The sequence below is a fragment of the Collinsella sp. TM05-37 genome (assembly GCF_003436455.1).
Taxonomy (GTDB): Bacteria; Actinomycetota; Coriobacteriia; order Coriobacteriales; family Coriobacteriaceae; genus Collinsella.
On record NZ_QSPN01000018.1, the window covers coordinates 18,319 to 42,708 of the forward strand.

At 56.1% G+C, this 24,390-nt stretch carries 23 protein-coding genes; 19 read left to right on the forward strand and 4 right to left on the reverse strand.

What is annotated here, in order from left to right; translation table 11 throughout:
• Positions 1-33: 33 nt before the first annotated feature.
• The 11 genes from DXD48_RS10375 to DXD48_RS08610 all read left to right on the forward strand — a co-directional run bounded on the left by DXD48_RS10375 (position 34) and on the right by DXD48_RS08610 (position 10,146).
• Positions 34-366 (forward strand): DUF3784 domain-containing protein, encoded by a 333-nt coding sequence (locus tag DXD48_RS10375; protein WP_369833065.1) that lies wholly within the window; start codon positions 34-36, stop codon positions 364-366.
• Between the two features lie 94 nt (positions 367-460).
• Entirely contained in the window at positions 461-1,570 is a 1,110-nt protein-coding gene (locus DXD48_RS08560; RefSeq protein WP_158548971.1) for an ABC transporter ATP-binding protein, read from the forward strand.
• A gap of 2 nt (positions 1,571-1,572) precedes the next feature.
• Positions 1,573-2,064: an ATP-binding cassette domain-containing protein gene (locus DXD48_RS10190; RefSeq protein WP_233505134.1), complete on the forward strand. Its 492-nt coding sequence runs from the start codon at positions 1,573-1,575 to the stop codon at positions 2,062-2,064.
• Positions 2,065-2,184: 120 nt separating this feature from the next.
• Positions 2,185-2,721 (forward strand): hypothetical protein, encoded by a 537-nt coding sequence (locus DXD48_RS08570; protein WP_035137761.1) that lies wholly within the window; start codon positions 2,185-2,187, stop codon positions 2,719-2,721.
• Positions 2,722-2,729: 8 nt separating this feature from the next.
• Positions 2,730-3,059 carry a helix-turn-helix transcriptional regulator gene (locus DXD48_RS08575; protein ID WP_158548972.1) on the forward strand — a complete coding sequence of 110 codons (330 nt, stop codon included), beginning with the start codon at positions 2,730-2,732 and terminating at the stop codon, positions 3,057-3,059.
• A gap of 702 nt (positions 3,060-3,761) precedes the next feature.
• Entirely contained in the window at positions 3,762-4,682 is a 921-nt protein-coding gene (locus tag DXD48_RS08580; protein WP_035137759.1) for an ABC transporter ATP-binding protein, read from the forward strand.
• Complete coding sequence (locus DXD48_RS08585; RefSeq protein WP_117564851.1) at positions 4,682-5,500, forward strand: hypothetical protein; 819 nt, start codon at positions 4,682-4,684, stop codon at positions 5,498-5,500. The genes DXD48_RS08580 and DXD48_RS08585 overlap by 1 nt, the downstream gene beginning before the upstream one ends.
• Positions 5,497-6,285: a hypothetical protein gene (locus DXD48_RS08590; RefSeq protein ID WP_035137757.1), complete on the forward strand. Its 789-nt coding sequence runs from the start codon at positions 5,497-5,499 to the stop codon at positions 6,283-6,285. The genes DXD48_RS08585 and DXD48_RS08590 overlap by 4 nt, the downstream gene beginning before the upstream one ends.
• A gap of 345 nt (positions 6,286-6,630) precedes the next feature.
• Positions 6,631-7,650, forward strand: coding sequence for a radical SAM/SPASM domain-containing protein (locus DXD48_RS08595; protein WP_147324164.1), 1,020 nt, complete (start codon positions 6,631-6,633; stop codon positions 7,648-7,650).
• Entirely contained in the window at positions 7,634-9,268 is a 1,635-nt protein-coding gene (locus tag DXD48_RS08600) for an ABC transporter ATP-binding protein (protein WP_084591801.1), read from the forward strand. The genes DXD48_RS08595 and DXD48_RS08600 overlap by 17 nt, the downstream gene beginning before the upstream one ends.
• A gap of 602 nt (positions 9,269-9,870) precedes the next feature.
• Entirely contained in the window at positions 9,871-10,146 is a 276-nt protein-coding gene (locus DXD48_RS08610; protein ID WP_117564854.1) for a hypothetical protein, read from the forward strand.
• Positions 10,147-10,168: 22 nt separating this feature from the next.
• On the opposite strand, the gene DXD48_RS08615 is transcribed toward DXD48_RS08610, so the two are convergent.
• Together DXD48_RS08615 and DXD48_RS08620 are read right to left on the reverse strand one after the other, a co-directional pair.
• Positions 10,169-10,687 (reverse strand): hypothetical protein, encoded by a 519-nt coding sequence (locus tag DXD48_RS08615; RefSeq protein ID WP_124786586.1) that lies wholly within the window; start codon positions 10,685-10,687, stop codon positions 10,169-10,171.
• A gap of 142 nt (positions 10,688-10,829) precedes the next feature.
• Positions 10,830-12,128, reverse strand: coding sequence for an ATP-binding protein (locus DXD48_RS08620; protein ID WP_035137751.1), 1,299 nt, complete (start codon positions 12,126-12,128; stop codon positions 10,830-10,832).
• A gap of 294 nt (positions 12,129-12,422) precedes the next feature.
• Between DXD48_RS08620 and DXD48_RS08630 the strand changes: the two genes are divergently transcribed.
• A complete protein-coding gene (locus tag DXD48_RS08630) occupies positions 12,423-12,734 on the forward strand; it encodes a hypothetical protein (RefSeq protein WP_117564855.1) in 312 nt (103 codons plus the stop codon).
• 88 nt (positions 12,735-12,822) lie between these two features.
• Here the strand turns inward: DXD48_RS08630 and galE are convergent, their stop codons facing one another.
• On the reverse strand, positions 12,823-13,884 hold the full coding sequence (gene galE, locus DXD48_RS08635) for a UDP-glucose 4-epimerase GalE (RefSeq protein WP_117564856.1): 1,062 nt from the start codon (positions 13,882-13,884) through the stop codon (positions 12,823-12,825).
• 267 nt (positions 13,885-14,151) lie between these two features.
• Here galE and DXD48_RS08640 point away from each other — a divergent pair, with 267 nt between their 5' ends.
• Positions 14,152-15,357, forward strand: a complete 1,206-nt coding sequence (locus tag DXD48_RS08640) for a hypothetical protein (RefSeq protein ID WP_117564857.1) — start codon at positions 14,152-14,154, stop codon at positions 15,355-15,357.
• A 217-nt stretch (positions 15,358-15,574) separates the two neighbouring features.
• Here DXD48_RS08640 and murB read toward each other — a convergent pair whose 3' ends face one another.
• Positions 15,575-16,537, reverse strand: a complete 963-nt coding sequence (murB, locus tag DXD48_RS08645) for a UDP-N-acetylmuramate dehydrogenase (RefSeq protein WP_117564858.1) — start codon at positions 16,535-16,537, stop codon at positions 15,575-15,577.
• 183 nt (positions 16,538-16,720) lie between these two features.
• On the opposite strand from murB, the gene DXD48_RS08650 reads away from it, so the two are divergent.
• From DXD48_RS08650 to DXD48_RS08675, 6 genes are all read left to right on the forward strand, one after another.
• Positions 16,721-17,749, forward strand: coding sequence for a LacI family DNA-binding transcriptional regulator (locus DXD48_RS08650; RefSeq protein ID WP_117564859.1), 1,029 nt, complete (start codon positions 16,721-16,723; stop codon positions 17,747-17,749).
• Positions 17,750-17,953: 204 nt separating this feature from the next.
• Positions 17,954-20,482, forward strand: coding sequence for a phosphoketolase (locus DXD48_RS08655; protein WP_117564860.1), 2,529 nt, complete (start codon positions 17,954-17,956; stop codon positions 20,480-20,482).
• A 420-nt stretch (positions 20,483-20,902) separates the two neighbouring features.
• Entirely contained in the window at positions 20,903-21,391 is a 489-nt protein-coding gene (locus tag DXD48_RS08660) for a hypothetical protein (RefSeq protein WP_117564861.1), read from the forward strand.
• Between the two features lie 38 nt (positions 21,392-21,429).
• Positions 21,430-22,197 (forward strand): GntR family transcriptional regulator, encoded by a 768-nt coding sequence (locus DXD48_RS08665; RefSeq protein ID WP_117564862.1) that lies wholly within the window; start codon positions 21,430-21,432, stop codon positions 22,195-22,197.
• A complete protein-coding gene (locus DXD48_RS08670; protein WP_117564863.1) occupies positions 22,182-22,895 on the forward strand; it encodes a GntR family transcriptional regulator in 714 nt (237 codons plus the stop codon). Before DXD48_RS08665 ends, DXD48_RS08670 begins: the two co-directional genes overlap by 16 nt.
• A 193-nt stretch (positions 22,896-23,088) precedes the next feature.
• Complete coding sequence (locus DXD48_RS08675; protein WP_117564864.1) at positions 23,089-24,204, forward strand: SIS domain-containing protein; 1,116 nt, start codon at positions 23,089-23,091, stop codon at positions 24,202-24,204.
• Positions 24,205-24,390 lie beyond the last annotated feature (186 nt).

Consider the following 24,390-nt stretch of genomic DNA (forward strand, 5'->3'; position numbering starts at 1 on the left):
TGAGTGATGGCGATGTCGGACGTTATAGTTCCAATGGTGGGGTCATGCCTGCTGCTGGTGTTCGGAATAATGATGTATCGAGGCAAGCTCACGGGATTGCTTGCTGGAATGTCATCGCTATCGGGAGGGCGTTTAGAGGAGGAAAAGCGGACGGCCGAGTCTCTAGGCACAAACCGAGCGGTGGGGGCGGTTATAGTTTTCTCCGCAATATGTCTCCTTTTTTCGTCCCTTTTTCCGGACAAAAGGGCGATTTTCGGTCTGATGGTGGCTGCCGTAATAATCGCCGCACTTGCCTATGTAAATAGGGAGTCTATTCGTATGTATATCAAGGCGAAACGGAATCCTGGGCATCGCAACCCGCGATAGTGTTTTGCGAGGATTAACAATAAGGAGTGTATGGGAGCGATTAAGCGGCGAACTAATTCAGTTTTGGATAAAAGGTCGCTTGATGGGGGCTGGCATGTTTAAGAAGACGGTTAACGAGTTATTTCGCTGTAAAGGGTCGCGGCTTTTCGTGATTCTCATGTCGGTGAATTATGCTCTCTCGTGCGTCATGCCCGCCTTAAACGGTGGGTTTGTAGATTTTCTCGTGACGAATAGGGATCCATCTCGCGTCGTATGGTTTGCAGCCTTTGTTGCCAGCATAGGGATATCGGCATCCTTCATGTCGTATGCGATGGGCGTGAACGTATCGCGCGTCATTTTGGAGATGACTACGAGACTGATGGGGGCCACGTGTGAGTCGTTTGAACGAGGGCCCTTGGAAAAGGGGGAGCAGGCGGATTCATCCTATACAACGCAGAGGGTGTATGCGGATTCGAATGCGGTGTCATCGTTTGTCGTGAACAACTTCCTGACAATCGGGCTTAACATCATTCTGATTGTGTTTATTTTCATCATTCTGTTTTCAATTAACCCGGTGTTTCTGGCGTTAAGTACATGTTCGCTTGGGGCATACTTCATTTTATTTAGGGTGTTGAAAAAGCCGCTGTACAACAGTTCGCTTGCGAACAAAGAGGGGTTGAGCAAGCTGTTCGCATCCGTGAGCGGCGAGCTGTCGCAGTTGTTTGACATTAAGTGCGATGGGGCATATGACCAGAGTGCCCGTACGCTCAAGGGGGTATTCGAGGGGTACTACCCGATTTACATGAAAGCAAGTAGGGTCTCGAATCTGGCCACCTCGAGCGACGGCCTGATCTCATCTGTGTTCCGGGGAGCGTTGCTTGTGATCTCCGGAATGGAAATATTAAGCGGAAGAATGAGCATTGGCGAGTTCACAATGGTGAACTCGTATTACTCGATGGCGTTCGGATGCTTCAAATATTATTTGAATTATTTCAAATCATATCAGGACGCGAGGGCCTCGTTCGACCGATTGGAGGCTCTGTCGGAAGGCGCCGAGGACCGCGGCACCATCTCGGTTGGGCACGTGGAGAGCATATCGTTGTCCAACATCGCGTACCGATATGCGGGAAAGCCCTACTTGTACCGCGATCTCTCCGTGGAGGTCGAGAGGGGGAAACCTATGCCATTACCGGGCCGAACGGATGCGGCAAAAGCACGTTTCTGAAGGTGCTTCTTGGACTATATTCTGCTGGGGGGCATCGGACTTTGGGGTCGGTGCCATATGAAGAGCTCGATATGGAGACGATCCGACATGACCTGTTTGCGGTGTGCCCGCAAAAGCTCTTTATTCCGAATGAAACGGTGGAACACTATCTTGAGAGGGCATCGATTCGGGGAACGGGCGAGCATCTCTGCGAGCTTGTGCCGAGTTTCTGCCGAACCGTCGAATCGTTAAAAGGTAAGAATTGTAGGGACCTTTCTGGTGGAGAGTATCGGAAGCTAAGGATAATCTCAGCACTTTGCAGGCAACCGGAAGTGCTTGTGTTTGACGAGCCGACGAATGATTTAGACGAAGAAAGCCGTCGGGAGTTCACGGAGTATGTCTCTCGAAACCCCTTTAATCAGCTAATTCTTGTTGTAAGCCACGATCAGGATTTGATTTTGGCATGCGATAAGAAACTGGATTTAAATTTCGACTCGAAAGATGGGCAATGCTGATGAGAAACGCTTGGAGTTCGGGATTGCGCGGCGTGAAGCGACCCTCTTCTTATCGAGTTCGTTACAATGTAGGAAAAACAGTAAGTAAGAAGACCTCTGATTGCTTTAGGAGGAGCTGTGGTGAATAGCGCCCAGAAGATCGATAAGTCCATCCAGAAGATGATGACTCTCGGAAGAAGGCTTGGGATTCTGTTTACGGCGCTGTTTATAGCGGTGTGTTGCTGTTCGGTGGTGGTGGTTATTTCCATTGGGCTTATGGCTGCTCAAGGAAACCTATATGATCCATCAAAGACGGTTTCCGTAGTGGTTCCTTTGATGTATCTTCTGATTTCCGGAGGGGCCACATGGACCCTGCGGGGAATCAGCATGGACATGGCTCATGGCGAATCGCCCTTTACCCTTTCGCATGCTCGAAGAATCTCGATTATCGGGTGGCTGTTTGTTGCAGCAGCAATAGGTGACCTCTTGTTTTCTCCGGGGTTTCTTTCGATAGTGATTGGCCCCTTCGACTTGCTGGGGAACGCCTATTCGATGTTTGAAAACCTGGCCCTGCCCATAGATATTGGTGCTGTGCTGGGGGCCGTTTGCTGCTTCTCGATTTCTGCGATATGGCGCTACGGAGCTCTGCTTCAAGACCAGACCGAGGATTTGGTGTGAGGGGCGGCATGGACTATCTGATTATTGAGCTTGAAAGCTTATTGCTTCGACGCGGAAAGACGAGTACGGATATCATTCGGGCGACCGGGCACACACCGGCAAGTATCTCAAAAATACGAAATGGCAAGGTGAAGGCAATTAGGTTAAAGACATTGCTGGATATTTGCGTAGAGCTTGATTGCCAGCCTGGCGATCTTATTAAGCGCGTCAACGAAAGAGAACTTGAGGAACTGGCGACGCGGCGCGCCCGCAACGCGCTGAGCAGGGCGACCGCGACGGATGATGACCCGGTCCTGGAGTCAGATCATGTTTACGTGGTCGATCTTAGAGACGACTGAGGCTGGAGAATAAAAAAGTATTGAGCAGGTGCAGCCCGTGAAAACAACGGTTTTCACGGGCTGTTCATTCAACGTCCTGCAGTGGCCTGTATTTCTCGCCGCGTCACTGGGGAACGAGAGAGTCATTTCCTGTGCTGGATGCAGGGGGGTGCTTACCTTGTGTAATATATAAATAAGCTTATATTGAAATATGATACATATTGAATTAGAATAACATTATCAATTCGGTATGCAAGGAAAGGAGGGAGAGATGGATTGGATTAACGAGCCGGAGGAAGGCGTTGCACCCGCGTGCGGCAACTGCTTCTTCTACGCGCACGGGGGATGCACGAAGAGGTGCCCCAATCAGTCCTGCACGTTCCGTTTCTAGGGGGCAGAGATGAACTGGCTTTCTACCGCGAAAGGAGGGGAATGAAATGGAATGGATTACCGAGCCGTCAGCCGGGGCTGAGCCCATGTGCAACAATTGCTTCTTTTACGCGCACGGCAGCTGCAGCACCAAGTGTTCTTCACAGGAGTGCACTATCCGCTTTTAGCGGATAGTGCACGCCGTACGGCGTGCACAGACTGTTCAAAGATATTTTGGCCAGCAGCGCCTGAGGGGCGATGTGGCATTGCAATATGGGGGGGCGAACCGACGTTACCTATAACCCCGCACAATTGCCATGTCGTCCCTTTTTATTGACGGGGAGGATGTCGTCCATGCGGGAAGTCCCAGTTGAATTGCGTGCCATATCCAAGAGATATGGCGGGTTTGAAGCGGTTAAATCAGTCTCGTTCTCTTTAATGGAAGGCGAGCTGTGTGCACTCATTGGGGAGAATGGTGCCGGCAAGAGCACGTTAATTCGATTGATCACGGGGCTTTCGGAGCCATCGTCAGGAACGATCTCGATGTTTGGGCAAACCGGGAGACGTGAAATACGGAGCTGCAGGGAAAGGCTGGGTTATATGCCCGACCTCAATGCTTCGTATCCTAATCTGACCGCGCGAGACAACTTGGTCGTTCGCTGTATTGAGTGGGGGCTTCCCACCGATCGTTCCATCGACGGTGTGTTATCAACCGTCGGTTTGGGGGAGGCCGGCGGGAAGAAAGTGAAGAACTTCTCAATGGGAATGAGGAGGCGTCTCGATCTGGCCATAGCGTTGCTGGGCGATCCGGAGCTGTTGATCCTGGACGAGCCGACAAACGGCCTGGATCCGATGGGGATAGTCGAAGTAAGAAAAATCCTTACGCATCTTAACAAAGATCAAGGTAAAACGATTCTCGTATCCAGCCACAATCTTGAGGAGATGCACAAGCTGGCAACTGATTACCTCTTCATAAGTCATGGTCGCCTCATTCGAAGGATGACCGCACCTCAGCTGGAAAAGTCATGCCGCGGTGGTTTCGTGTTGCATGTGGACGATCTGGAGCGAACGAGATCGGTTCTCGGAGATGAGACCTCACATTCTTTTCTGCCGGACGGCAGCGTCCTTATGCGCTATGAGGAGAAAAAGGAAGGGCGGGGCATTGCAATCGAAGCGCTCTCGACCGCAGGTGTGAGGGTTGCGGAGGCGTATTCTCATAGGAAGAGCCTTGAGGAGTTTTATTCGGAGCTCATCGGTCGAGAGAGCGAGCTGTGATGAAACGCGAGTTCATCTCAGCTTTTCGGAGCGAGGTATGGTTGCTCGCCAGGCACCCGGCGACCGCTCTGATGATTGCGCTTGCGGCTGTGCTGTATGTGGTTGCGGCTGCGACTTCGTCTGAGGTGCTGATCATGGTCGCCGGTGATGACCCGTATACGCTTGGAGGGGCTATAGGTTTTATTGGAAACCTAGTGGATGCAGGGGACGTTTTGGGCTCTGTTGCCCGGACGTCTTTTGCGTCTACAGTGGTCTGGATTCCGGTGACGATTCTCTACGCGGTTTACGCTACGTCGAGAGACTTTGAATCCGTGGCTTACGCCGTATCGAGATCGCGAGGGGTGTCGCAGGCGGCGATTGTGATCACGAAGCTGTTGGTGAACTGCACTCTGGTCGGTGCCGTGTATCTTCTTTCTACGACTGCGCTGTATTTAACCAAGATGGCCCAATGGGACGTTGGGGCCTCGTGCTCAGGGTTTGCCCAATTTGTATCGATTGCGCTGATGATCGCGCTGCTGCTCATTTCGATGTACGCCGCTACCTTCGCCCTGTATTTGCTCACGAGGAGTGTGGTGGCGAGCAGCGTCGTTGCAATAGCGGTTTCGACATTTGTGATGGTGTGGTTCCCAAGTACATACGGAAGCGGTCAGCCCAGCTTGCTGCTCATGCTCTCGCCCGTGTATTACCTGATGAACCTGTGTTCCCTGAGTATGCAGAATGTTGGGGTAATTCAGGTTTTGCTGTATGCGGGCGGCACTGTGCTTGTGTCGGTTGGAGTTGCGCTCGTCTCGCTATTTGTAAGGACGGCGGTTCGATGAATCTTGGGATGTCGGTCAGGGCGGAACTGTTCCGCGCAAGGAGAATGAAACTCGCCGTGATAATAGCGCTGATGTATTTGGGCATCGCGGGGATTTATGTGTTTGCCGGGTCCGGCGCATGGGTCTCCGCAGGGGGAGAGGGCCAGTTCTTTGGCTTTTCCGCCGATCCGGGCTATCTTTTCTCGATAGGGGTTGGGCCAACGGGTATCTCTTCCTGGCTAAGTGTCGTCTCCATGGCGCATACGGTGTTCTTCCCAATCGTCTCTGTTGTTGTGGCGGGGACGCTATTCGGTGATGCGACGAGCGTGTCGGCAAGGGGAGTTTCGATTGCTCGGGGCTTCCGCAGCTGGCAGCTGTTTGCGGCAAAGACATTGGCTTGCGAAGTGTATACGCTGTGCCCCTACATCGTGTTTACTCTCGGTGTCGCTGCGGTCTTTGCCGTGTGCTCCGGAAGCGGTCTAGACAGCCTTACGGTTGGTAATGTGACCTCGGCACTCCTGTCGAATATCGTTATAGACGCCGCTTATACGCTGATGGTTGCGGTTGCATATGAGGTGTTCAGGATCAGATCTCTTGTGTCGGGAGCCTTGCTGGTCGCAACGTTCGCGGGCCTTGTTATCGCGATGAGTTTCCCAACCGTTTTACCCCCGGTTCACATGGCTTATTGGATGAGGGCGTGCGGGGCTGCCGGCGGGACGGTCCTGATGGCTGCATGCGGCCATGCGGTCATCGTGTCGCTCGCATGTCTATTGCTGCTTTCGTGCAGTTTTTATCGAAGAAGGTAGTGCGCTGGCGTATGCGCAGCGTCTGAGGGTCGATATGGATTTGATTGGAAATGGAGATGGTGCGAAGTGAAACTGTCGCAATTTAATGTGGTGCATGAACATAACGGAAGTCTTCTTATCATGAATGCGTGAACCGGCGGCATCCTGTCGTTAAATCCGGAATACGCGCAGAAATTCAAAAGGATTCAAGAAGGGGACGTTCGAGATGCCGATGATCTTGTCGCGGAGCTGATAAGGGGAGGCATCCTAGTCAATGAGGAGAGGGACGAGCTTGGGGAGATCAGGTTGCAAAGTCGCGCCGCGCGCTTTGCGAATACTGCTCTGTCCCTTACCATTGCGCCAACGATGGCTTGCAACTTTTGCTGTCCCTACTGCTATGAAAAGGGACAGGCGTACACGACGATGGGCGAGGAGGTTTTGACACAGCTCTCCAAGTTCGTGAAAGATTACTATCCTGGTATCGCAAGTCTCTCAGTTGGATGGTACGGCGGCGAGCCTCTGCTCGGAATGAAGATGATCGAACGGATTACGTCGGATCTGAAAGATGTCGTGGGGCCAACGTGTGAATATTCCGCATCGATAGTGACAAATGGCTATCTGCTGACGCCTGATGTTGCAAGGAGGCTCGCGGCATGTGGTGTGACGAGCGCGCAAGTGACTATAGATGGATCGAAGTCGGATCACGATTCGAGAAGGATTCTTCACGACGGAAGCCCTACATACGAACGTATTCTCAAGAACGTCAAAGAGTGTGCCGACATCATCGATATTTCGATAAGGAGCAACGTCGACAAGACCAACATCGAGGCCGCTCAAGAGCTATTGGATTATCTCGAGCTAAATGGCCTGATGAATAAGGTTCACTTCTATTTAGCCCCTGTTGACGATATCAATCAGGTATGTGCGAACGACAGCCACTGCTTTACTGTAAAAGAGTTCTCGTATGAGGAGACTGAGTTTTATAAAAGGGCAATTGCGCGGGGCTTCAAAGTTCAACCTTTTGGTGGGACGAATTTCGGGATATGTTGCGCCGTTGGAATCAACTCGTACGTGGTTGATCCCGTCGGAGATTTGTATAAGTGCTGGGATGACATTGGAATGAAGGAGCGGAGGGTCGGAACTATTTTCGAGCCGCCAATGTTGAGCAAGAACATGATTAACTGGATGGCATATGAGCCGGATGACCCGGAATGCCAAGAGTGCTTTGCTTTTCCCATGTGCATGGGAGGGTGCCCCAACCACGCCTTAAACGGTGAGGGGAAACGTTGCGTTTCCTTCCGGTATGATGCCGAGCAAAAAATGCTGCTCTCCCAGATGATGAATACGGCAAAACGGGGTGCGGGGCAAAATGAGGCTGATGCTTAATCTCTGTAGAAAATATATACTGGGCGGTCGATTCTACGCCTATCTTGTCGTAACAGTTTTGGTCGGGCTGCTTGCGCTTGCGGGTCCCTTTCTTACCGGCATAGTGGTAAACCGATTGGCGATGCCGGCCAGCGCCGATCTTGCCGCCGTTCTCGTTTGTTGCCTTATTTTGGTTGCGGTCCAAGCGGTTCGAGCGGGACTAGTGTATTGCTCAGAGATGCTGTACATCAACCTTCAGTCGCATGCGGGGTTCGGCTTAAATGCGGATACGCTTGAGCACGTGAAGCACCTTCCCCAGGCATTCTTCGAGGGCTTCAACGCGTCGTATTATAACCAGCAAATCAATCACGACGCTAATGACCTTGTCATCTTCGTAATCAACTCGGTTGTGGGGGTTTCAAGCAACGTTATCACCCTTTTGTCCGCCCTGTTTGTTCTCGGTAGCCTGAATATCAAGTTGAGTGTGGTCTGCCTTGTTCTTGCGGCAGCGAGTGCCGCTTTTTATGCGGTTTCACGCGCAAGGCTGTTTGAGAGAAGTTTTGACGTACAAGAGCAGAGCGCGAGGTTTTTTTCCTGTCTACAAGATCAGTTGGAGAAAGTTGATTTCATCCGCAAACATGCTTTGTTCGATAGGTCCCGCGCTGTACTGGTCGAAGCTTTTAATGGGCTCTATCCAACGATGAGAGCAAATCAGGAAGTAGGGTCTAGATTTACCTTTGGCAACGCGTTGGTCGCTTCCGCCGCTCAAGGATGTCTTCTTGCTGTGGGCGCGGTTGAAGTGATGGGCGGGAGACTGTTGCCTGGTTTTCTCGTGACTGCTGTTGGATATTATTCGAACTTAAGCTCAGCGGTACAGTATTTGTTGGGCTGGGGAAGGGATTACCAGACTAATCGCGTATGCTATGAGCGGCTGAAAAGAATTTGGGATGTCCCGGTGGAAGCGAATGGCAAATTGGCGCTTGGTCCGATTGAGGAAATCCGTCTAGAGAACATCAAGCTACGTTATCCAGGGGCGGAAAGGGTCGCGTTAAGCATTGAGGGGCTCGCGTTTTCCAGGGGTCGGCTATATGGAATCTCGGGGCCGAATGGTTCGGGGAAGAGCTCGCTGCTGTCAGTGATATTGGGGCTATATCCAGATGACACAGAAGGGGCCGTTCGCTACAACGGGGTGTCACAGCGTTGCATCGATCGATATGCATTGCGGCGGTGTCGAGTCAGCATTACGGAGCAAGAACCCCCTATCGTTGAGGGGACGATTCTCGATAATCTTACGCTGCTTTCTGATGATTACGAGATGGATAAGCTGAACCGGATGCTTGTCATATTGGGGCTAGACGAAATGGTTGCTTCTGTGGAGAACGGGGCAACGGCGATGCTTGACGGCGGGAAAGGAGGGGTGTCCGGCGGCGAGAAGCAAAAGATTGCAATTGTGAGACAGCTGTTGAAATCGCCGGACGTTATGCTTTTTGATGAACCGACCTCAGCACTTGATGCGAAGAGTCGAGGCGCGCTGATCAAATTGCTTCATGAAATTAAGAGAGACCATATTGTAATCGTTGTCACTCATGACGAGGAGATGCTTGCCGCCTGTGACGAGGTCATTTCGACGGCTGGATGATTATCGGATTGTGGCGTTGAAGACCAAGAAACTTGAAATGGCGTGGGCTCTGGGTAGGTCTCCACGGGTACGCCGTCGGTGCTGTACTCGACCGCCCGGCAAGAAGGTTTTATAGCGTGTTTCCCCAGAGAGGTCCCTTTGTCCGGTAGTGGCGAGGGGAGCCTCTCTTTTGCTCACCTCTTGCGGCGGAGGGGGACACCATGCGCCTATGCAGGACAAACTGCGCGTTCTTGTCGAATGATGGGCTATGTGTAGAGATGATGGTCTCGGGTAGAGGCCGTGTCGCGCTCGGCTGCGATGAGCCAGGCAATTCAATCTTCATCCGGGAGGGCCTTGGCAAGACAAGCAGGGCGAAGACCTTGGCGACGTTCGGGAGCCGTGTGGCGCCCGGCTCCACGCTCATCCACGACATGGAGCCGGGCGCCACACGGCTCCCGTCAACAATCTGTCACTGAAGAGCCAGCACTACAACGCGAAGCTGCTCAAGGGCGTTCCCGACGGCCAGAACCCGCTGGGGCCCGTGAACCGGATGCGCTACTTCATGCAGTGCTTCCTGAGGGCTCATCCCGGCTCCAACCGGGACGACATGCGGGGCTGTGGCTATGAGTCCGCCCGAGGACAAGCTTGAGAAGGTCGCGATGGTGCTCGATCGGGCAATGCGATACCCGAAAACGCTCAGCTTCAGGCAGTTCTATGCAAGAAAGCCCAGTTCAGATGAGTTCGACGAGCAATATTTATCAACACAGTGCAAGGGGGGGGGATTATATTTGTATTTCATCCGTGTTGAGCTTCACACGGTGCGCGACTCATCGCAAACTGGCGGGCGCAGCGGAAAGAAAACCGACTGCAGACGAACGATCGATATCGGGAGCAAATAGCCACCGGATGCTTTTCGGTCTCCTACGCGTCGACCTCCGCGATTTCTTCTGCGTCTCGCCAAGTTGAAAGGAGCGATGTCGAAAACTCCTTTTCGGTTAGCGTCAAGACATCCTTCACGCAAAAACCTTTCAATTTGTCAGGAAGCCCAAAACGCGCTTTTTTCCTAATCGAGCTGGCAACCCGCTTCAACGCGGTCTTGTTCTTGTCCTCGTTGTATACCAAAACAAAGACGCAGTGCTCGCGAAACCATCTCGTCCTCTTTCCCCACAGGTCCGAGCAGATCAAAACGCTGTCCTTGCACTTCTCGATGAGGGCGTCCCTTTGGCCAAGATTGATACCAAGCTCTTCGTCATCCTTGGGATTGAGCCTCTTCCCCAGCGTCTCCTTCAGACTGCCGTTTTTAAATTCGACTAGATATAACGTTTCCCGATCGCAATACAGCGCATCGGCGGAGCGCGGGAGTTGCATCCACCTATTGACCTTCTTGCAGTAGCATTCTTTAACAGAGTCAAAATTGACAACAGGCAAATCGTCATCCACAAGAGAGACGCTCCCGTCTCTGGATGTTTTGGAGATGGTCGACGTGCAGTCCCTTAGGATACAGGTCCTGCAACGGGAGCAACCATCGCTGCCATCTGGCACCACGGGAGAGTTCGGATGAGGGCAGGAGGCGCACAGGTCGCTACTCAAGGCCGTACTCCTCCCTCTCAAGCGTATCAAAAGGAGCCGCCAGCTTCTCGTAGGCGACCTCAGTCGAGCCGGTTATTTCGGCAAAGCGAGAGCGTCCATCAGCGCAGGTCTCCGCAAGATAATATGAGCACAATCCATCAACAGCGTGCTTCTTAGAATACACTTCGATCGCATTCAAGAAATATGGACTATGGGTGCTCATTAAGACGTGCATCCCGAGCTCTTTCTGGAGCAGCACGATTATCTCGGCGAAGGCCAGCTGCCATGCAGGATGAAGATGAATCTCGGGTTCATCGAGGATAATAGTCCCTCCGGCATCTAGCGCGCCGGACTTCAAGAGCACCTTCATGATGGCGAACGTCTTCAAGCCAGCAGAAAGGTTCCCAGGCTCCAACCCCCGAGCGAAGCCCTCTTCGAGATACGTAAGGTGACCGCGACTTTCGCTCCTCTCGAAATACCCCGGACATAAGGAGGAGACCTTGTCCATGAGAACCTTCAGGTGCCGCTCCTTCGCGATCTCGTCGAACAGCGAGGACTCGCTGTCATCGTTACGGATGGTCGCCTGAATCAAATCTTGCCGCAGCTCCTCCTGGTGTCCAAGGAGGGGCCTGAACCGAAAAGCGGGGCCGTAGGGCCCTCCGAGAGAATCGATCAGGAACGGGTCGTCCAGATAATGCGCCCTGAATCGCAAAACCCTCCTATCGTGCACCTCCGCCACCTCGTCACCTGCAACCGAGAAAACCGTAGATGCGTCCTTTATCTGGAGTTCGACCTTCCCGGGCTCTTCGCCGAAAACCGAATTGATCTGGCCGTTGAACTCGCTTTGGAACCTGTTTGTCGCAATCGCACGAAATACCTCATCATCGGAGATATCCATGATCTCGATAATCTGATCGGCAACTCCTGCTACGCCATTCGTGAAATCGGATTCGATCTCACGGGAGATCTCCTCCCCGTAATACTCCTTTATCTCATCAATAAGCTCGTCCCTCGTGCACTCGCCCGAAAAAACCCTGTCGATGAAACCATTCATTCTTCCAGCAGTTCGCCTGTGGCGAGACGTGGAGTCGAGAGGGCCTCCCACATATGCCTTCCTGATGGCGCGTTCAACACTATTGCGCCTCATGCGGTCGATTTTGTTCTCCGAATCGGACATGCTGTTGAAGGCCGCATAAAGCGCTTTTCCAACCGTGCTTTTCCCCGTCCCGTTCTCCCCGGCGATCACGGCAATGCCATTAATCTCGATATCGGCCTCAGCGACCCTGCCGATGTTTTTCACCTTGATTTTCAATGCATATCACCAGCTCTAAACTCGCGAGACTCAATAGCTCGATTATCGCACAGGGAGATCGACTTCTCGAGGACTCCCTAAATGGAACGCGCGGGGAGGACATGGCTCGCCGCCGTCCGCTTTGCGTTCGCGCGGGGAAGGGTGACGACCAGGGGCCTCTCCGGGCTCATCAAGAGGAGCGCCGGATCCTCCTCGTCCATTTGAACTGTATTGTATCCCAGGACACTTGACTTAGAGGAATGGCGTTGAGCGGCGATAATCGTTTCAGCGCCAAAAAGAAAGGAGTGTTCAGTCATGGCAGATAGGCTCTCCTGCACAGCGGGGCACCGCACCGAGGCCGCAGACTTCGCCGTCGCGTCGGGGAAGCCCATCGCCCAAGTGGCCGCCGACCTCGGCATCAATGAGAAGATCCTGGGAAGATGGGTGACGGTCAGAAAGAAGGAACTGGCCAACCACCCGGTCGCGGCGGCCGCGGCCAAGACCGAGACCGCCGAGATGAGGGCCGCCCGCAAGTGCATGCGCGAGCTCGAGCTCGAGAACGAGTTCCTAAAAAGCCCCGACCTCACATTGGAGGCCGGGGCCAGTAGATTTTTGGGACATGTCTAGAAATCTACCCATGCGGGAAGCGGCATGTGCCGAGCATGTCGCGTGCTAGGTTTTGAGGCATGCCACAAAACCTAGCACGGGGGAGTGGCTACTCGGCGTCGGCGAAGCCGTTGGGGTTGTGGCTCTGCCAGTTCCAGCTATCGCGGCACATGTCCGCGATATCGTACTGGGCCTTCCAACCCATCATGCGCTCGGCCTTGGAGGCATCGCACCAGTTGGCGGCGATGTCGCCGGCGCGGCGCTCGCGAATCACGTAGGGCAGCTCCTTGCCGCACGCCTTGGAGAAGGCAGCAACGACCTCGAGCACCGAGGTGCCGGTGCCGGTGCCCAGGTTAAAGATCTCGACGCCGGTCTTGCCGTTCATCCAGTTGAGGGCGGCAACGTGGCCCGAGGCCAGGTCGCAAACGTGGATATAGTCGCGCACGCCCGTGCCGTCGGGAGTGGGGTAGTCATTGCCAAAGACCTGAACGGCCTCGAGCTTGCCCACGGCAACCTGCGCGACATAGGGCACCAGGTTGTTGGGGATACCCTTGGGGTCCTCGCCGATCAGGCCCGACGGATGGGCGCCGATGGGGTTGAAGTAGCGGAGCAGCACGACATCCCACTCGGGGTCGGCGGTGTGAACGTCCATAAGGATCTGCTCGATCATCCACTTGGTCCAACCATAGGGGTTGGTCGCGGGCTTCTTGGGGTCCTCTTCGGTGACGGGCGGGTTGTCCGGGTCGCCGTAGACGGTCGAGGAACTCGAGAAGATGATGGACTTGCAGCCATGATTGCGCATGACGTCGATGAGCACCAGGGTGTTCTCGATGTTGTTGTGGTAGTACTCGACGGGCTTGCTCACCGACTCACCGACGGCCTTAAAGCCGGCGAAGTGGATGACGCGGTCGATCTGGTGGGTATCGAAGATCTTGTTCATCGCATCGCGGTCGAGCACGTTGGCCTCGTAGAAGGTGAGGTTCTTGGCGGCCTCGTCGCCCACGATGGTCTTGACGCGGTCGATGGCAACGGCGCTGGAGTTGGAGAGGTCATCGACGACGACAACCTGGTAGCCGCCCTCGAGCAGCTGAACGACGGTGTGCGAGCCGATAAAGCCGGCGCCACCGGTAACGAGGACGCAGGTGTCTTTGGGGTCGAGTGCTTTGGACATGTAGTCTCCTATCGAATCAGGAACACTTCTTGAGGGGAGTATAGCGCAGCTGGGGGCGCCCAAATGGTGCACTGTAGAGAAAAGCAGAGGATTATGTTGACGTACTCATATAAGAGCTTGCTCAATTGTTACCTCAAATTTGACAATTGCTTACGAGCCGCCGACCTTGTAGTTTCCTGCCGTTCGTGGAAATCGTTGGGACGCGCCATATGTACGCTAATATGTATGAGTTGAGCGACATATAAATAAGCATGTAACGGAGTACATATGTCACCAAACAGCGATTCCATCCTTTCCCAGGAGCTCTCGCGCCGCACTGCCCTTAAGGCCCTGTTCGGCGCCGCTTCTGCGGCAGTTCTTTTTGGCCTGCCCACTCGCGCCCATGCGGCGGAGGCTTCCAAAGAAACCACCGATAAATTGAATGCCGCCCAGGCCCAACTCGACGAGGTTCAGGCCCAGCTCGACAGCATCGCAAATGAGTATGCGGCGCTGGCCAACAAGAATGCCCAGACCCTCAACGACATCGAGAATGTCCAGGGCAAGATTGACGACACGCAGGCCCAGATCGATGAAAAGAAGGCCGAGCTCAAGAAGAAGCGCAACGACCTTTCCGATCGCGTGGCCGCCAGCTACAAGTCCGGCGGTACGAACATCCTGTCGCTGCTGCTGGCCTCTGGCTCGTTTGAGGAACTCGTCGCCAACGCGCATTACGTTGAGAAGATCAACAAGAGCGACCGCGATGCCATCGAGGATATCCAGACGATTCAGGCTGAGCTCGACGCGCAGAAGACCGAGCTCGAAGCACAAAAGGCCAACCTGGAGAAACTCAAGGACCAGCAGACGGCTCAGATGCAGGATATGCAGGCCAAGCAGCAAGAAGTCCAGACCGTGCTGAACGGTCTTTCCGACGACGTCAAGGAGCTCATGGCTCAGCGCGATTCCGAGATTCTCGCTGCCGCCCAGGCCGAGGAGGCCGCTAGGAAGGCCGCCGCTGCCGCGGCCGCCGCGAACAAGAATAATTCCTACTCGGGTGGTTCGAGCTCGGGCGGTGGATCGTATGCGCCCGGAACTCCGCAGCAGAATGCCGGCTCGGGCAAGCAGCAGGCCGTCGTCAACGCGTGCTACTCCACGCCTTCGCCGGGTCAGAACTGGTGCGCGGCGTGGGTTACCAATGTCTTCCGCAATGCCGGCGTGGGCTATTTTGGCGGCAACGCGTGTGACATGTTCAACGCCTGGTGCTATAGCTCCGACCGCTCGGCGCTGCAGGTGGGCATGATCGTGGCCGATTCCTCGCACAGCGGCACGGGTGCTCCGGGCCTTATCTACGGTCATGTGGGTATCTACGTTGGCGGCGGCATCGTAATGAGCAACGAGGGCGCCATTACGTCTAAGTCGCTTGATTCGTTCATTAGCTTTTATGGTACTGGCTCTGGCGTGCGTTGGGGCTGGCTTGGCGGTATTGCGCTGTCGTAACGCAAGTTGGGCCGGGACTGTCCGAGAGGCATAAGGTTGCCTGCTCGGACAGTCCTGCTCGCACGGAGAGCACATTAAGTGCTCTCCGGCTCGTGCGGAACTCGCGATCAACCTTATGCCTCTCGGACAGTCCCGGCCCTCTCGGGTTCGGGGCGCGACACACCGGACTGGGTTATCTGAATAAATATGGTGAAGGCCCCTTTCGGGGCCTTCTTTGTTAGAGGAATTCGCCGACTCGGTGGACTTCGGGTTCGAGGTCTACGTCGAATTGGTCTTTGACGGTTGTTTGGATGTGGCGGATGAGTTCGTCGACATCGGCGGCGGTGGCGTGGTCGGCGTTGACGATGAAGCCGCAGTGCTTTTCGCTCACCTGCGCGCCGCCGATGGCGTGTCCTCGCAGGCCGGCGTCCATGATGAGCTTGCCGGCAAAGTAGCCCTCGGGGCGCTTGAAGGTGGAGCCGGCACTCGGCATGTCGAGCGGCTGCTTGTCCTCGCGGCGCTGGCGGTAGTCGTCCATGTCGGCCTTGATCATCGCGGCGTTGCCCGGGGCGAGATTGAAAGTGGCCGAAAGCACGATGAAACCGTCGTCGGCAATGCGGCTCTTGCGATAGCCCAGGTTGAGCTCATCGACATCGAACTCGATAATGCTGCCGCTACCGCGGGTGCCGTCGTCGAGCATGCGTGCGGGCTTGTAGACGCGCACGGACTCCAGCACATCGGCCATGCAAGCGCCGTATGCTCCGGCGTTCATGTAGCAGGCACCGCCGACCGATCCGGGAATGCCCGAGATGGGCTCCATGCCGGTAAGGCCGGCCTCGGCTGCCGCGGCTGCGACATCGGAAAGCAAGGCGCCGGCTGCCGCCGTGACGTGCGTGCCGTCGACCGTAATGTCGGAGAGGCCCTCGCCCAGCGCTACGACGACGCCGCGGATGCCCTTGTCGCCGACGAGCAAGTCGGAGCCGTTGCCCACGATGGTGAGTGGTAGATTGCAGCGATAGCAGGTATCGAGCGTGGCGACGAGGCCCTGCTCAGTATCGGGCGTGACAAAGACGTCGGCCGGACCGCCGATCTTAAACGTGGTGTGCTCGCGCATGGGCTCGCTCATCAGCACGTTGTCCTCGCCGGCAACGCCAGCGAGCGCGCACAGCAGGTCCTCGTTAAAAAAATCGTTCTCGTGCATACGGATATCCGCCTTTTGGTGGTCGTTGTCATCAATCGATTGCAATATACCCCACCCGGACGGATTTGGTGCGCTGGCGGCGATAAAACAGCCGTCCACCGGATTGGTAAAGTGTTTATCACCGAGGTAGAGGGGTAGTCGCTATACTTTCAAGAGATTGCGCGTAAACCCGGAAGGAGCGAGATGGCCAACAAAGTCACCCTCAAGCAGATCGCCCAGGAGGTGGGGCTTTCCCCCTCGTCGGTCTCGCTTGTTCTCAATAATCGGCCCTGTCGCATCTCGGAAGAAAACCGCAAGCTCATCAAAGAGGTCGCGGCGCGCAACCACTATGTTCCCAACCAGATTGCGCGCAGCCTGGTCATGCGCGAGTCGCGCACGCTGGGCCTTATCGTTCCCAATATCGAGAGCCGCTTTTTTGCCTCGCTCGCCGGTAGCCTGGAAAAGCGCTGCCGCGAGGACGGCTATGCGCTCTTCATTACCAGCTCGGGCGGAAGCGCCGATGACGATCTGGAGCTGCTGCGCCAGCTGGTGACGCGCGGCGTTGATGGCGTCTTCCTGGTGGTGGGTGACGAGTTCTCCGATGACCGCGCCCTGCGCGAAGAAGTCAGCCACCTGCCCATCCCGGCCGTAATGGTCGACCGTGCCATTGAGGGGCTCGAGTGCGACAAGGTGATGTTCGACCACGAGATGGGCGGCTATATGGCCACCCGCTATCTGATCGAGCAAGGTCATCGCCGCATCGCCTGCCTGGTTAATGCCCGCCGTTCCAATACGGGTCGCAAGCGACTTGCCGGCTATGAGCGCGCGCTGCGCGAGGTTGGCCTGCCGATCGACGCGCGTTTGGAGTTTGAGAGCGAGTACTACATTCCGAGCGCATACGAGGCCTCGGAGGCAGTGCTCGCAACTGACGCCACTGCCGTGTTCGCAAGCTCGGATAACATTGCCCTCGGTTTGCTCAAGCGCTTGCACGGGATGGGGAAGAGCATCCCGGGCGATATCTCGGTGGTGAGCTATGACAACTCGGCGGCCGACGTTCTCTTTGAGCCGGCGCTGACCGCGATTGAGCAGGACCCTGGTGTCCTTGCGGAGCATGCTTTTGGCTGCATGTCCAAGCGTCTTGCCGGTAGGGGCGGCAGGCGTGCCGAAGAGGTCGTTCTGGAGCCGGAGCTTATCGTTAAGGACAGCGTGCTCGAGCTTACTAAACACAACTAAACACGTTTACCAATTTGCAGAGACCGAATGTGGAGCACCTGTGACAATCAACGCCGCAGGTGAATGTCGCGTTTTGCTAACCGATGGGATTGATAAGGGTGGTAAAACGTTTTTTCACCATGATAAAACGTTTTAGCAAATATACTGGTCCCAACGAAAGGTTGCCGTATTGGAGGGTGACCGCACAGCGAAGGGACATAAACAATGGCTAAAACACTGGGGACGCCGTGGCAAAAGCTGGGCCACGAGGTGCCGGCTTCCGAGCTCGAGGGCGTCGACCTGTATTGGCGCGCATCGAACTATCTGTCCGTCGGTCAGATCTACCTTCGCTCTAACCCGCTAATGCGCCCCGACTTTGTTGATGAGAAAACCGGTGAGGTGCGCGACTTCGGTCGTCCGGACGTTAAGCACCGCCTGGTTGGCCACTGGGGCACCACGCCCGGCATCAACTTCCTGTTCGGTCACGTCAATCGACTGATCGCTGACCACAACCAGAACGCTATCTTCTTGATGGGCCCTGGTCACGGTGGCCCCGCCGGTACTGCTCAGTCGCTGCTCGACGGCACCTACCGCGAGATTCGCCCCGACATCACCAATGACGAGGCCGGCCTGCAGAAGTTCTTCCGCCAGTTCTCCTATCCCGGCGGCATCCCGAGCCACTTTGCGCCCGAGACGCCCGGTTCCATCCACGAGGGCGGCGAGCTCGGCTACACGCTCAGCCACGCTTGCGGTGCCGTTATGGACAACCCGAGCCTGCTGGCCGTGGCCGTGGTGGGCGACGGCGAGTCCGAGACCGGTCCGCTCGCGACCTCTTGGCAGTCCAACAAGCTCGTGAACCCGGCAACCGACGGTATCGTCCTGCCGATCCTGCACCTCAACGGTTACAAGATCGCCAACCCCACCATCCTCGCCCGCGTGTCCGATGAGGAGCTCACCAAGTTCTTCGAGGGCATGGGCTACAAGCCGCACTTCTTTGTCGCCGGCTTTGACGACGAGAGCCACGCAAGCATCCACGAGCGCTTTGCCGCACTGTTTGAGCAGGTCTTTGACGAGATCTGTGACATCAAGGCCACTGCGCAGGCCCAGGTCGCCGCAGGCGAGACCGTGGTCCGCCCGGCCTACCCCATGATCGTGTTCCGCACGCCCAAGGGCTGGACCTGCCCCAAGCAGATCGACGGCAAGAAGACCGAGGACTCCTGGCGCGCGCATCAGGTGCCGCTGGCGAGCGCCAAGGACACCCACGAGCACTTCCGCGTGCTGCGCGAGTGGCTGCGCTCCTACAAGCCCGAGCAGCTCTTTACGCCCGAGGGCCAGGTGCGTCCCGAGGTGACGGCCTTTATGCCGACCGGCGAGCTGCGCATTGGCGCTAACCCCAACGCGAACGGCGGCAAGGTGCGCCGCGAGCTCGAGCTCCCCGATATTCATGCCCACGAGATTCCCGTCGCAAGCAAGGGCCACGGCTGGGGCTCCACCGAGGCCGCCCGCGTCTTTGGCGAGTACACTGCCGACGTCCTGGCCAAGAACATGGATGACTTCCGCATCTTTGGTCCCGATGAGACCGCGTCCAACCGCCTGCAGGCTGCCTACAAGGTGACCAAGAAGCAGTGGGACGCTGGCTTCTACGAGGACGATGCCAACGACGAGCTGCTGGCAGGCTCCGGTAAGGTCGTCGAGCAGCTGTCCGAGCACCAGTGCGAGGGCTTCCTCGAGGCCTACGTGCTCACCGGCCGCTCCGGTGTGTGGAGCTCCTACGAGAGCTTTGTCCATGTGGTCGATTCCATGGTCAACCAGCACTGCAAGTGGCTCGAGGCCACCAAGCGCGAGATTCCGTGGCGTGCTCCCATCAGCGGCCTTAACATTTTGCTGTCGAGCCACGTCTGGCGTCAGGACCACAACGGCTTCTCGCATCAGGACCCCGGCTTTATCGACCTGCTACTCAACAAGGCCAACGACACGCATATCGTGAACGCTTACTATCCGGCCGACGCCAACATGGCTCTCGCCGTGGCCGAGCGCGTCTACCAGTCTACCGACTGCGTCAACGCCATCTTCTGCGGCAAGCAGCCTGCTCCGACCTTCCAGACGGTCGACGAGGCCAAGGCGGAGCTCGCCGAGGGCGTTGCGACCTGGGAGTGGGCATCGACCGCCGATTCGCTCGCCGAGGCCGACATCGTGGTCGCCACCTGCGGCGACGTGCCGACGCTTGAGGCTCTGGCTGCAACCGATATGCTGCGCGAGCTGGGCATTAAGGTGTGGTTCGTCAACGTGGTCGACCTGCTCAAGATTCAGAACGTCTGCGAGAACGACCAGGCCATCAGTGACGAGCGCTGGGCCGAGCTGTTCGGCCGCGGCGAGAAGTCCGTCCTCTTCGCATTCCACGCCTATGCCGGCACGATTCGCCGTCTGATCTGGAGCCGCCCCGGCCACGACGCCTTCCGCGTCCACGGCTACGAGGAGAAAGGCTCCACGACCACGCCCTTCGACATGCTGCGCCTGAACAACATGGATCGCTGGGCGCTGGCCGCCGACGTGCTGCGCATGGTCGACGCCGATAAGTTTGCCGAGCAAATTGATGAGTGGGAGGCATTCCGCACCGAGGCCTTTGAGTTTGCGTGTGATGAGGGCTACGACCATCCGGCCTTTACCGACTGGGTCTGGCCCGACGCCGCTGCTGCAACTGCTGCCGATGGCGCGCTCTCCGCAACGCAGATGACCGCAGGCGACAACGAGTAGGTAGGCATCCGGGACGGCCTCGCGCTGGGGCCGCCTCCGGGCGGGGAGACTTTGTCCGGGGAAGTGGGCTTCGCGAACTCCCCCGGACAAAGTCTCCCCGCCGGGCAAGGCCCTCTCGGCCGTTTCGTTTTGCGGGGGGCTGATTTTTTTAATGTAATGGGGACTTTGCTGAGGCTGCCTTGGATGTTGCGTGTGTAACTTTGGTCAGTCAGCGATACATTGCCGGGGCCGGGGTGCCTGCTTTGTTTTGAGAAGTTCGCGGAGCCCACTTCTCAAAACAAAGCAGGCACCCCGGCCCTCGTCCGTACGTAGTCCCCGCTGGGCGGGCCATAGACGCCACGCACCGATGCGATAAAGCAGTGGCTTGAAATTGGTGCTATATTCAGCATGAGTTGTTTAATGCTAGTACGGGAGGCTGATATGGGGCTGTTCAAGAAGAAAAACCCGCAGGATGCCTTTGATCCCGATGTGTTTACCATCACGGATACGATTTTGGACCCGCCGCGGTTTACATTTTTGCCGGCTATCTACCAGGATGCCACGCGCCGCAAGTGGGCTGTGCATCAACGCGGTGGCGAGCCGAAGATTTTTGACTATGCGGACGTGTTGCAGTGCGAAGTGGCCGAGGCGGGCGATCCGGAGGCCGAGGAAGTGGCTTCAAAACAGGAATTTGCCCAGCGTATCCTGGCAAATCCTGCCAAGGCGGCGAAAATAAACGCTGCCAAGCGTAATATGTGTCTTGGTATGGGCGTTGTTGTGGCGGTTCAGACGGGAAAAGACGAGGTTTCCAAATTAGAGATTCCCGTTATGACCGACGAGGTCAAACGCGATTCAAGTCTATATAAGTCGTATCGGAATGTCGCCGAGAAGATCAAGGCAGAATTTGATGCCATGGGAGGGCTGGCCTAATTTTGGCGGCATACGTTTCTGAATGAGGAGTCTGTGCAATGGCAGGCGAATCTTATGCAATTCCCCCCAAAGATCGTGCTGTTGAGGGAATTCTTTGGTATATCCAGCACCATCAGCTTGCCGGCGGCGATCGCCTGCCGGCCGAGCGCGTGCTGTGCGAAGAGATTGGCGTTTCGCGTACGGCGTTGCGTGCCGGTATCACGCGGCTTATCTCGTGTGGAACGCTCGAGAGCCGTCGCGGATCGGGCACGTATGTGTGTCCTCCCAAGCCGCTGAACATCTTCCAGGAAACGTATAACTTTTCCGATGCTGTGCGGACTGCCGGCCTGCACCCCTCTTCTCGTCTGGTTTCCACCGGGACCATCGAGGCGGATGAGGCGCTTGCCGACAAGCTTGGGGTGGCTGTAGGCGCTCCCTTGCTCCGCATGCAGCGCGTTCGACTTATTGAGGGCGAGCCGGCGTCAATCGAGACCGCTCACGTTAACCTGTCCCTGTGCCCATCGCTTCCCGAGCACGATTTTGAGTGTGAGAGCCTTTACGATGTCTTGCTCAAAGAAGGTGGCGTGCGTGTTGAGCATGGACGTGAGCATATCTCCATCTCGCGTTTGAACGCCGAAGAGGCCGAGCTGCTCCAGCAAGAAGAGGGGACGCCGGTGTTCTATGAGAGCACGATCGAATTTGATAAGGACATGCGTTTTGTGGAGCATTGCAAATCGGTGATTTTGCCCACAAAGTTCCGCTTTGCCGATAACGGTGAAAAGAACGGCATGAGGAGCGTGGCAGGTGAACAATGGCTGAAACAGTAGATGCCACCCCGGTTTATATGCGCATACGACGTCGCATTGAAGAGCGTATCGAACGCGGTATATATCCCACGGGTTCCATGATTCCGTCCGAAAAAGACCTCGCCGAGGAATTTGGTACGACACGCTTGACCATTCGAAGTGCTGTCGATGAGCTGGTTCGGCGCGGGCAGATTCGACGCGTCCGCGGAAAGGGCGCGTTTGTGGCGCAGAAAGTGCCCGTTGCCTACGAACGAACAGGAGGCTTTCGCGAGTCGGTTCGTGCTTCGGGCGGCGAGCCGTCCGTCCGCATCCTCGCGCGTTCCAAGCGTTATGCGGGCCCATATTATGCCAACCTGTTTGGCATTGCCGAGGACGATTTGCTGTATTCGATTCGGCGTTTGAACTGCGTCAACGGCGATCCCGTATCGATTGAGATGGCGTTCATCCCGTGCCTGCTGTTTCCCACAATCGAAGATATTGACGTGTCGGTCTTCAGTTTGTACGAGACCTATGAGATGTTGGGCCGAAAGCCGGTCATGGCACAGGAGAAGCTCGATATCGAGGCGGTGGGTGCACGCGACGCGGGCTTGCTTGGCTTGGAACAAGGGGATCTTGTTTTGCTTTTGGAATGCGTGAGCTATGACGCGAGCGGTCAGGCTATCGAGTATGTAAAGTCCTTCAATCGTGGCGATGCGGGCGGCTACACCTATACGTACTAGCTGGGGCTTTGCATCGCGCGCGGTAACAGCCGGTCTGTTTGGGCAATTTGACCGACTGTATATACAACCTTACATGGCTCAAAATCGACCGTTCGCCGATGGGGATAAATTAATCGACAAAGAGGCATCAAAAAGCCGTAGCCTGTAACTGTGATTGGTATCAAATACTAATGATTTGTTACGAGGTGAGACGATGAAGATGCTCGATTACGTTCAGCTTGCCCATGTGCGTATGGGGGAGAACCTCGAGCGTTCGTCTGAGCTGGTAGCGCAGCTCGTTGATATTTTCCAGTCCGGTTCTTTTGATGCACTGCGCATCGTTGCTTCGGGTTCGTCGCGCCATGCCGCCGATTGCGCCCGCGATTACCTGCAAGATGCGCTGCAGATGCAGGTGTCCGTTGTGACGCCCGAGGCCTTCGTCGATTTTGAACACACCTATCCGCAGCATGCGCTCAACATCGCCGTCTCGCAGAGCGGCTATTCGACCAATACGATTGCGGCGCTCGATTACATGCGTGCACACGATATGGCTGCAGTTGCGCTCACGGCAAACGTCGAGGCACCCATCAAGGAACACGCTGACATCGTTCTTGACTACGGTGTGGGTGTCGAGTCGGTGGACTTTGTGACTCTGGGCGTCGAGGTTCTCGTTGAGTACCTGGTGCTCTTTGGTATTTACGGCGGTCAGGCGCGCGGAACGATTGACGCCAAGGGCGTTGCTCAGCGTCTTGATGACCTGCGCGAGGCTATCCAGGCTAATGCCGTGGTGTGCAAGACCGCCGAGGCATATGTCCAAGATCACATGCTCGAGCTTTCTGAGCACATGCCCGCCATGGTCGTCGGCAACGGCCCCAACTATGGTGTTGCCGAGGAGGCAGCGCTCAAGCTGAGCGAGACCATCAAGATTCCTGCCATGCATCACGAAGGCGAGGAGTTCGTCCACGGTCCCGAGATGCAGATCGTTCCGGGCCATCTGGTGTTTATCGTCGACGATCCGCAGGGGTCGGAGCGTCTTGCGAATATCGCCGATGCGCTATCGAACGTTACGGCAAAAACGGTGCTGCTCACGGCCCATCCCAAGGGTAGGGCTCACGAGGTTGCGGTGCCTCAGGTGGCTCCGCTGCTCAGCGCAATTCCCAATCTTGTGTTCTTCCAGACGATTGCGGCCATGATCGCCGAGCGTCTGAAGTCATGGAACGTGCACCCGTATCTCGATACCGTCTCCAAGCAAATGGAGGTCAAGGCAGAGGGCTACGAAGAGTCAGTCAATGCGCTTAAGGCCAAAGCGGCTGAGTGTTACGGAATGTAAGCGGGTTTTGATGCCCGTTGGCATGGGGGATGTGGAAACAACCCCAGAAAGGAGAGACAAATGAAGGAAACCGAGAAGATCGAGATCATGCATTTCGACCAGGAGGGCTATCTCGAGGACGGCAAGGCGCTCTACGAGACCGGCAAGAAGATGACCGCGCTCGCCGACAAGGTCGCCGACGAGGGC

Bases quoted from the DNA above. Each gene is read 5' to 3' on its own strand.
- DXD48_RS10375 (WP_369833065.1), top strand. From the start codon at position 34: ATGGTGGGGTCATGCCTGCTGCTGGTGTTCGGAATAATGATGTATCGA.
- DXD48_RS08560 (WP_158548971.1), top strand. From the start codon at position 461: ATGTTTAAGAAGACGGTTAACGAGTTATTTCGCTGTAAAGGGTCGCGG.
- DXD48_RS08575 (WP_158548972.1), top strand. From the start codon at position 2,730: ATGGACTATCTGATTATTGAGCTTGAAAGCTTATTGCTTCGACGCGGA.
- DXD48_RS08580 (WP_035137759.1), top strand. From the start codon at position 3,762: ATGCGGGAAGTCCCAGTTGAATTGCGTGCCATATCCAAGAGATATGGC.
- DXD48_RS08585 (WP_117564851.1), top strand. From the start codon at position 4,682: ATGAAACGCGAGTTCATCTCAGCTTTTCGGAGCGAGGTATGGTTGCTC.
- DXD48_RS08590 (WP_035137757.1), top strand. From the start codon at position 5,497: ATGAATCTTGGGATGTCGGTCAGGGCGGAACTGTTCCGCGCAAGGAGA.
- DXD48_RS08595 (WP_147324164.1), top strand. From the start codon at position 6,631: ATGGCTTGCAACTTTTGCTGTCCCTACTGCTATGAAAAGGGACAGGCG.
- DXD48_RS08600 (WP_084591801.1), top strand. From the start codon at position 7,634: ATGAGGCTGATGCTTAATCTCTGTAGAAAATATATACTGGGCGGTCGA.
- DXD48_RS08610 (WP_117564854.1), top strand. From the start codon at position 9,871: ATGAGTCCGCCCGAGGACAAGCTTGAGAAGGTCGCGATGGTGCTCGAT.
- DXD48_RS08630 (WP_117564855.1), top strand. From the start codon at position 12,423: ATGGCAGATAGGCTCTCCTGCACAGCGGGGCACCGCACCGAGGCCGCA.
- galE (WP_117564856.1), bottom strand. From the start codon at position 13,884: ATGTCCAAAGCACTCGACCCCAAAGACACCTGCGTCCTCGTTACCGGT.
- DXD48_RS08640 (WP_117564857.1), top strand. From the start codon at position 14,152: ATGTCACCAAACAGCGATTCCATCCTTTCCCAGGAGCTCTCGCGCCGC.
- murB (WP_117564858.1), bottom strand. From the start codon at position 16,537: ATGCACGAGAACGATTTTTTTAACGAGGACCTGCTGTGCGCGCTCGCT.
- DXD48_RS08650 (WP_117564859.1), top strand. From the start codon at position 16,721: ATGGCCAACAAAGTCACCCTCAAGCAGATCGCCCAGGAGGTGGGGCTT.
- DXD48_RS08655 (WP_117564860.1), top strand. From the start codon at position 17,954: ATGGCTAAAACACTGGGGACGCCGTGGCAAAAGCTGGGCCACGAGGTG.
- DXD48_RS08660 (WP_117564861.1), top strand. From the start codon at position 20,903: ATGGGGCTGTTCAAGAAGAAAAACCCGCAGGATGCCTTTGATCCCGAT.
- DXD48_RS08665 (WP_117564862.1), top strand. From the start codon at position 21,430: ATGGCAGGCGAATCTTATGCAATTCCCCCCAAAGATCGTGCTGTTGAG.
- DXD48_RS08670 (WP_117564863.1), top strand. From the start codon at position 22,182: ATGGCTGAAACAGTAGATGCCACCCCGGTTTATATGCGCATACGACGT.
- DXD48_RS08675 (WP_117564864.1), top strand. From the start codon at position 23,089: ATGAAGATGCTCGATTACGTTCAGCTTGCCCATGTGCGTATGGGGGAG.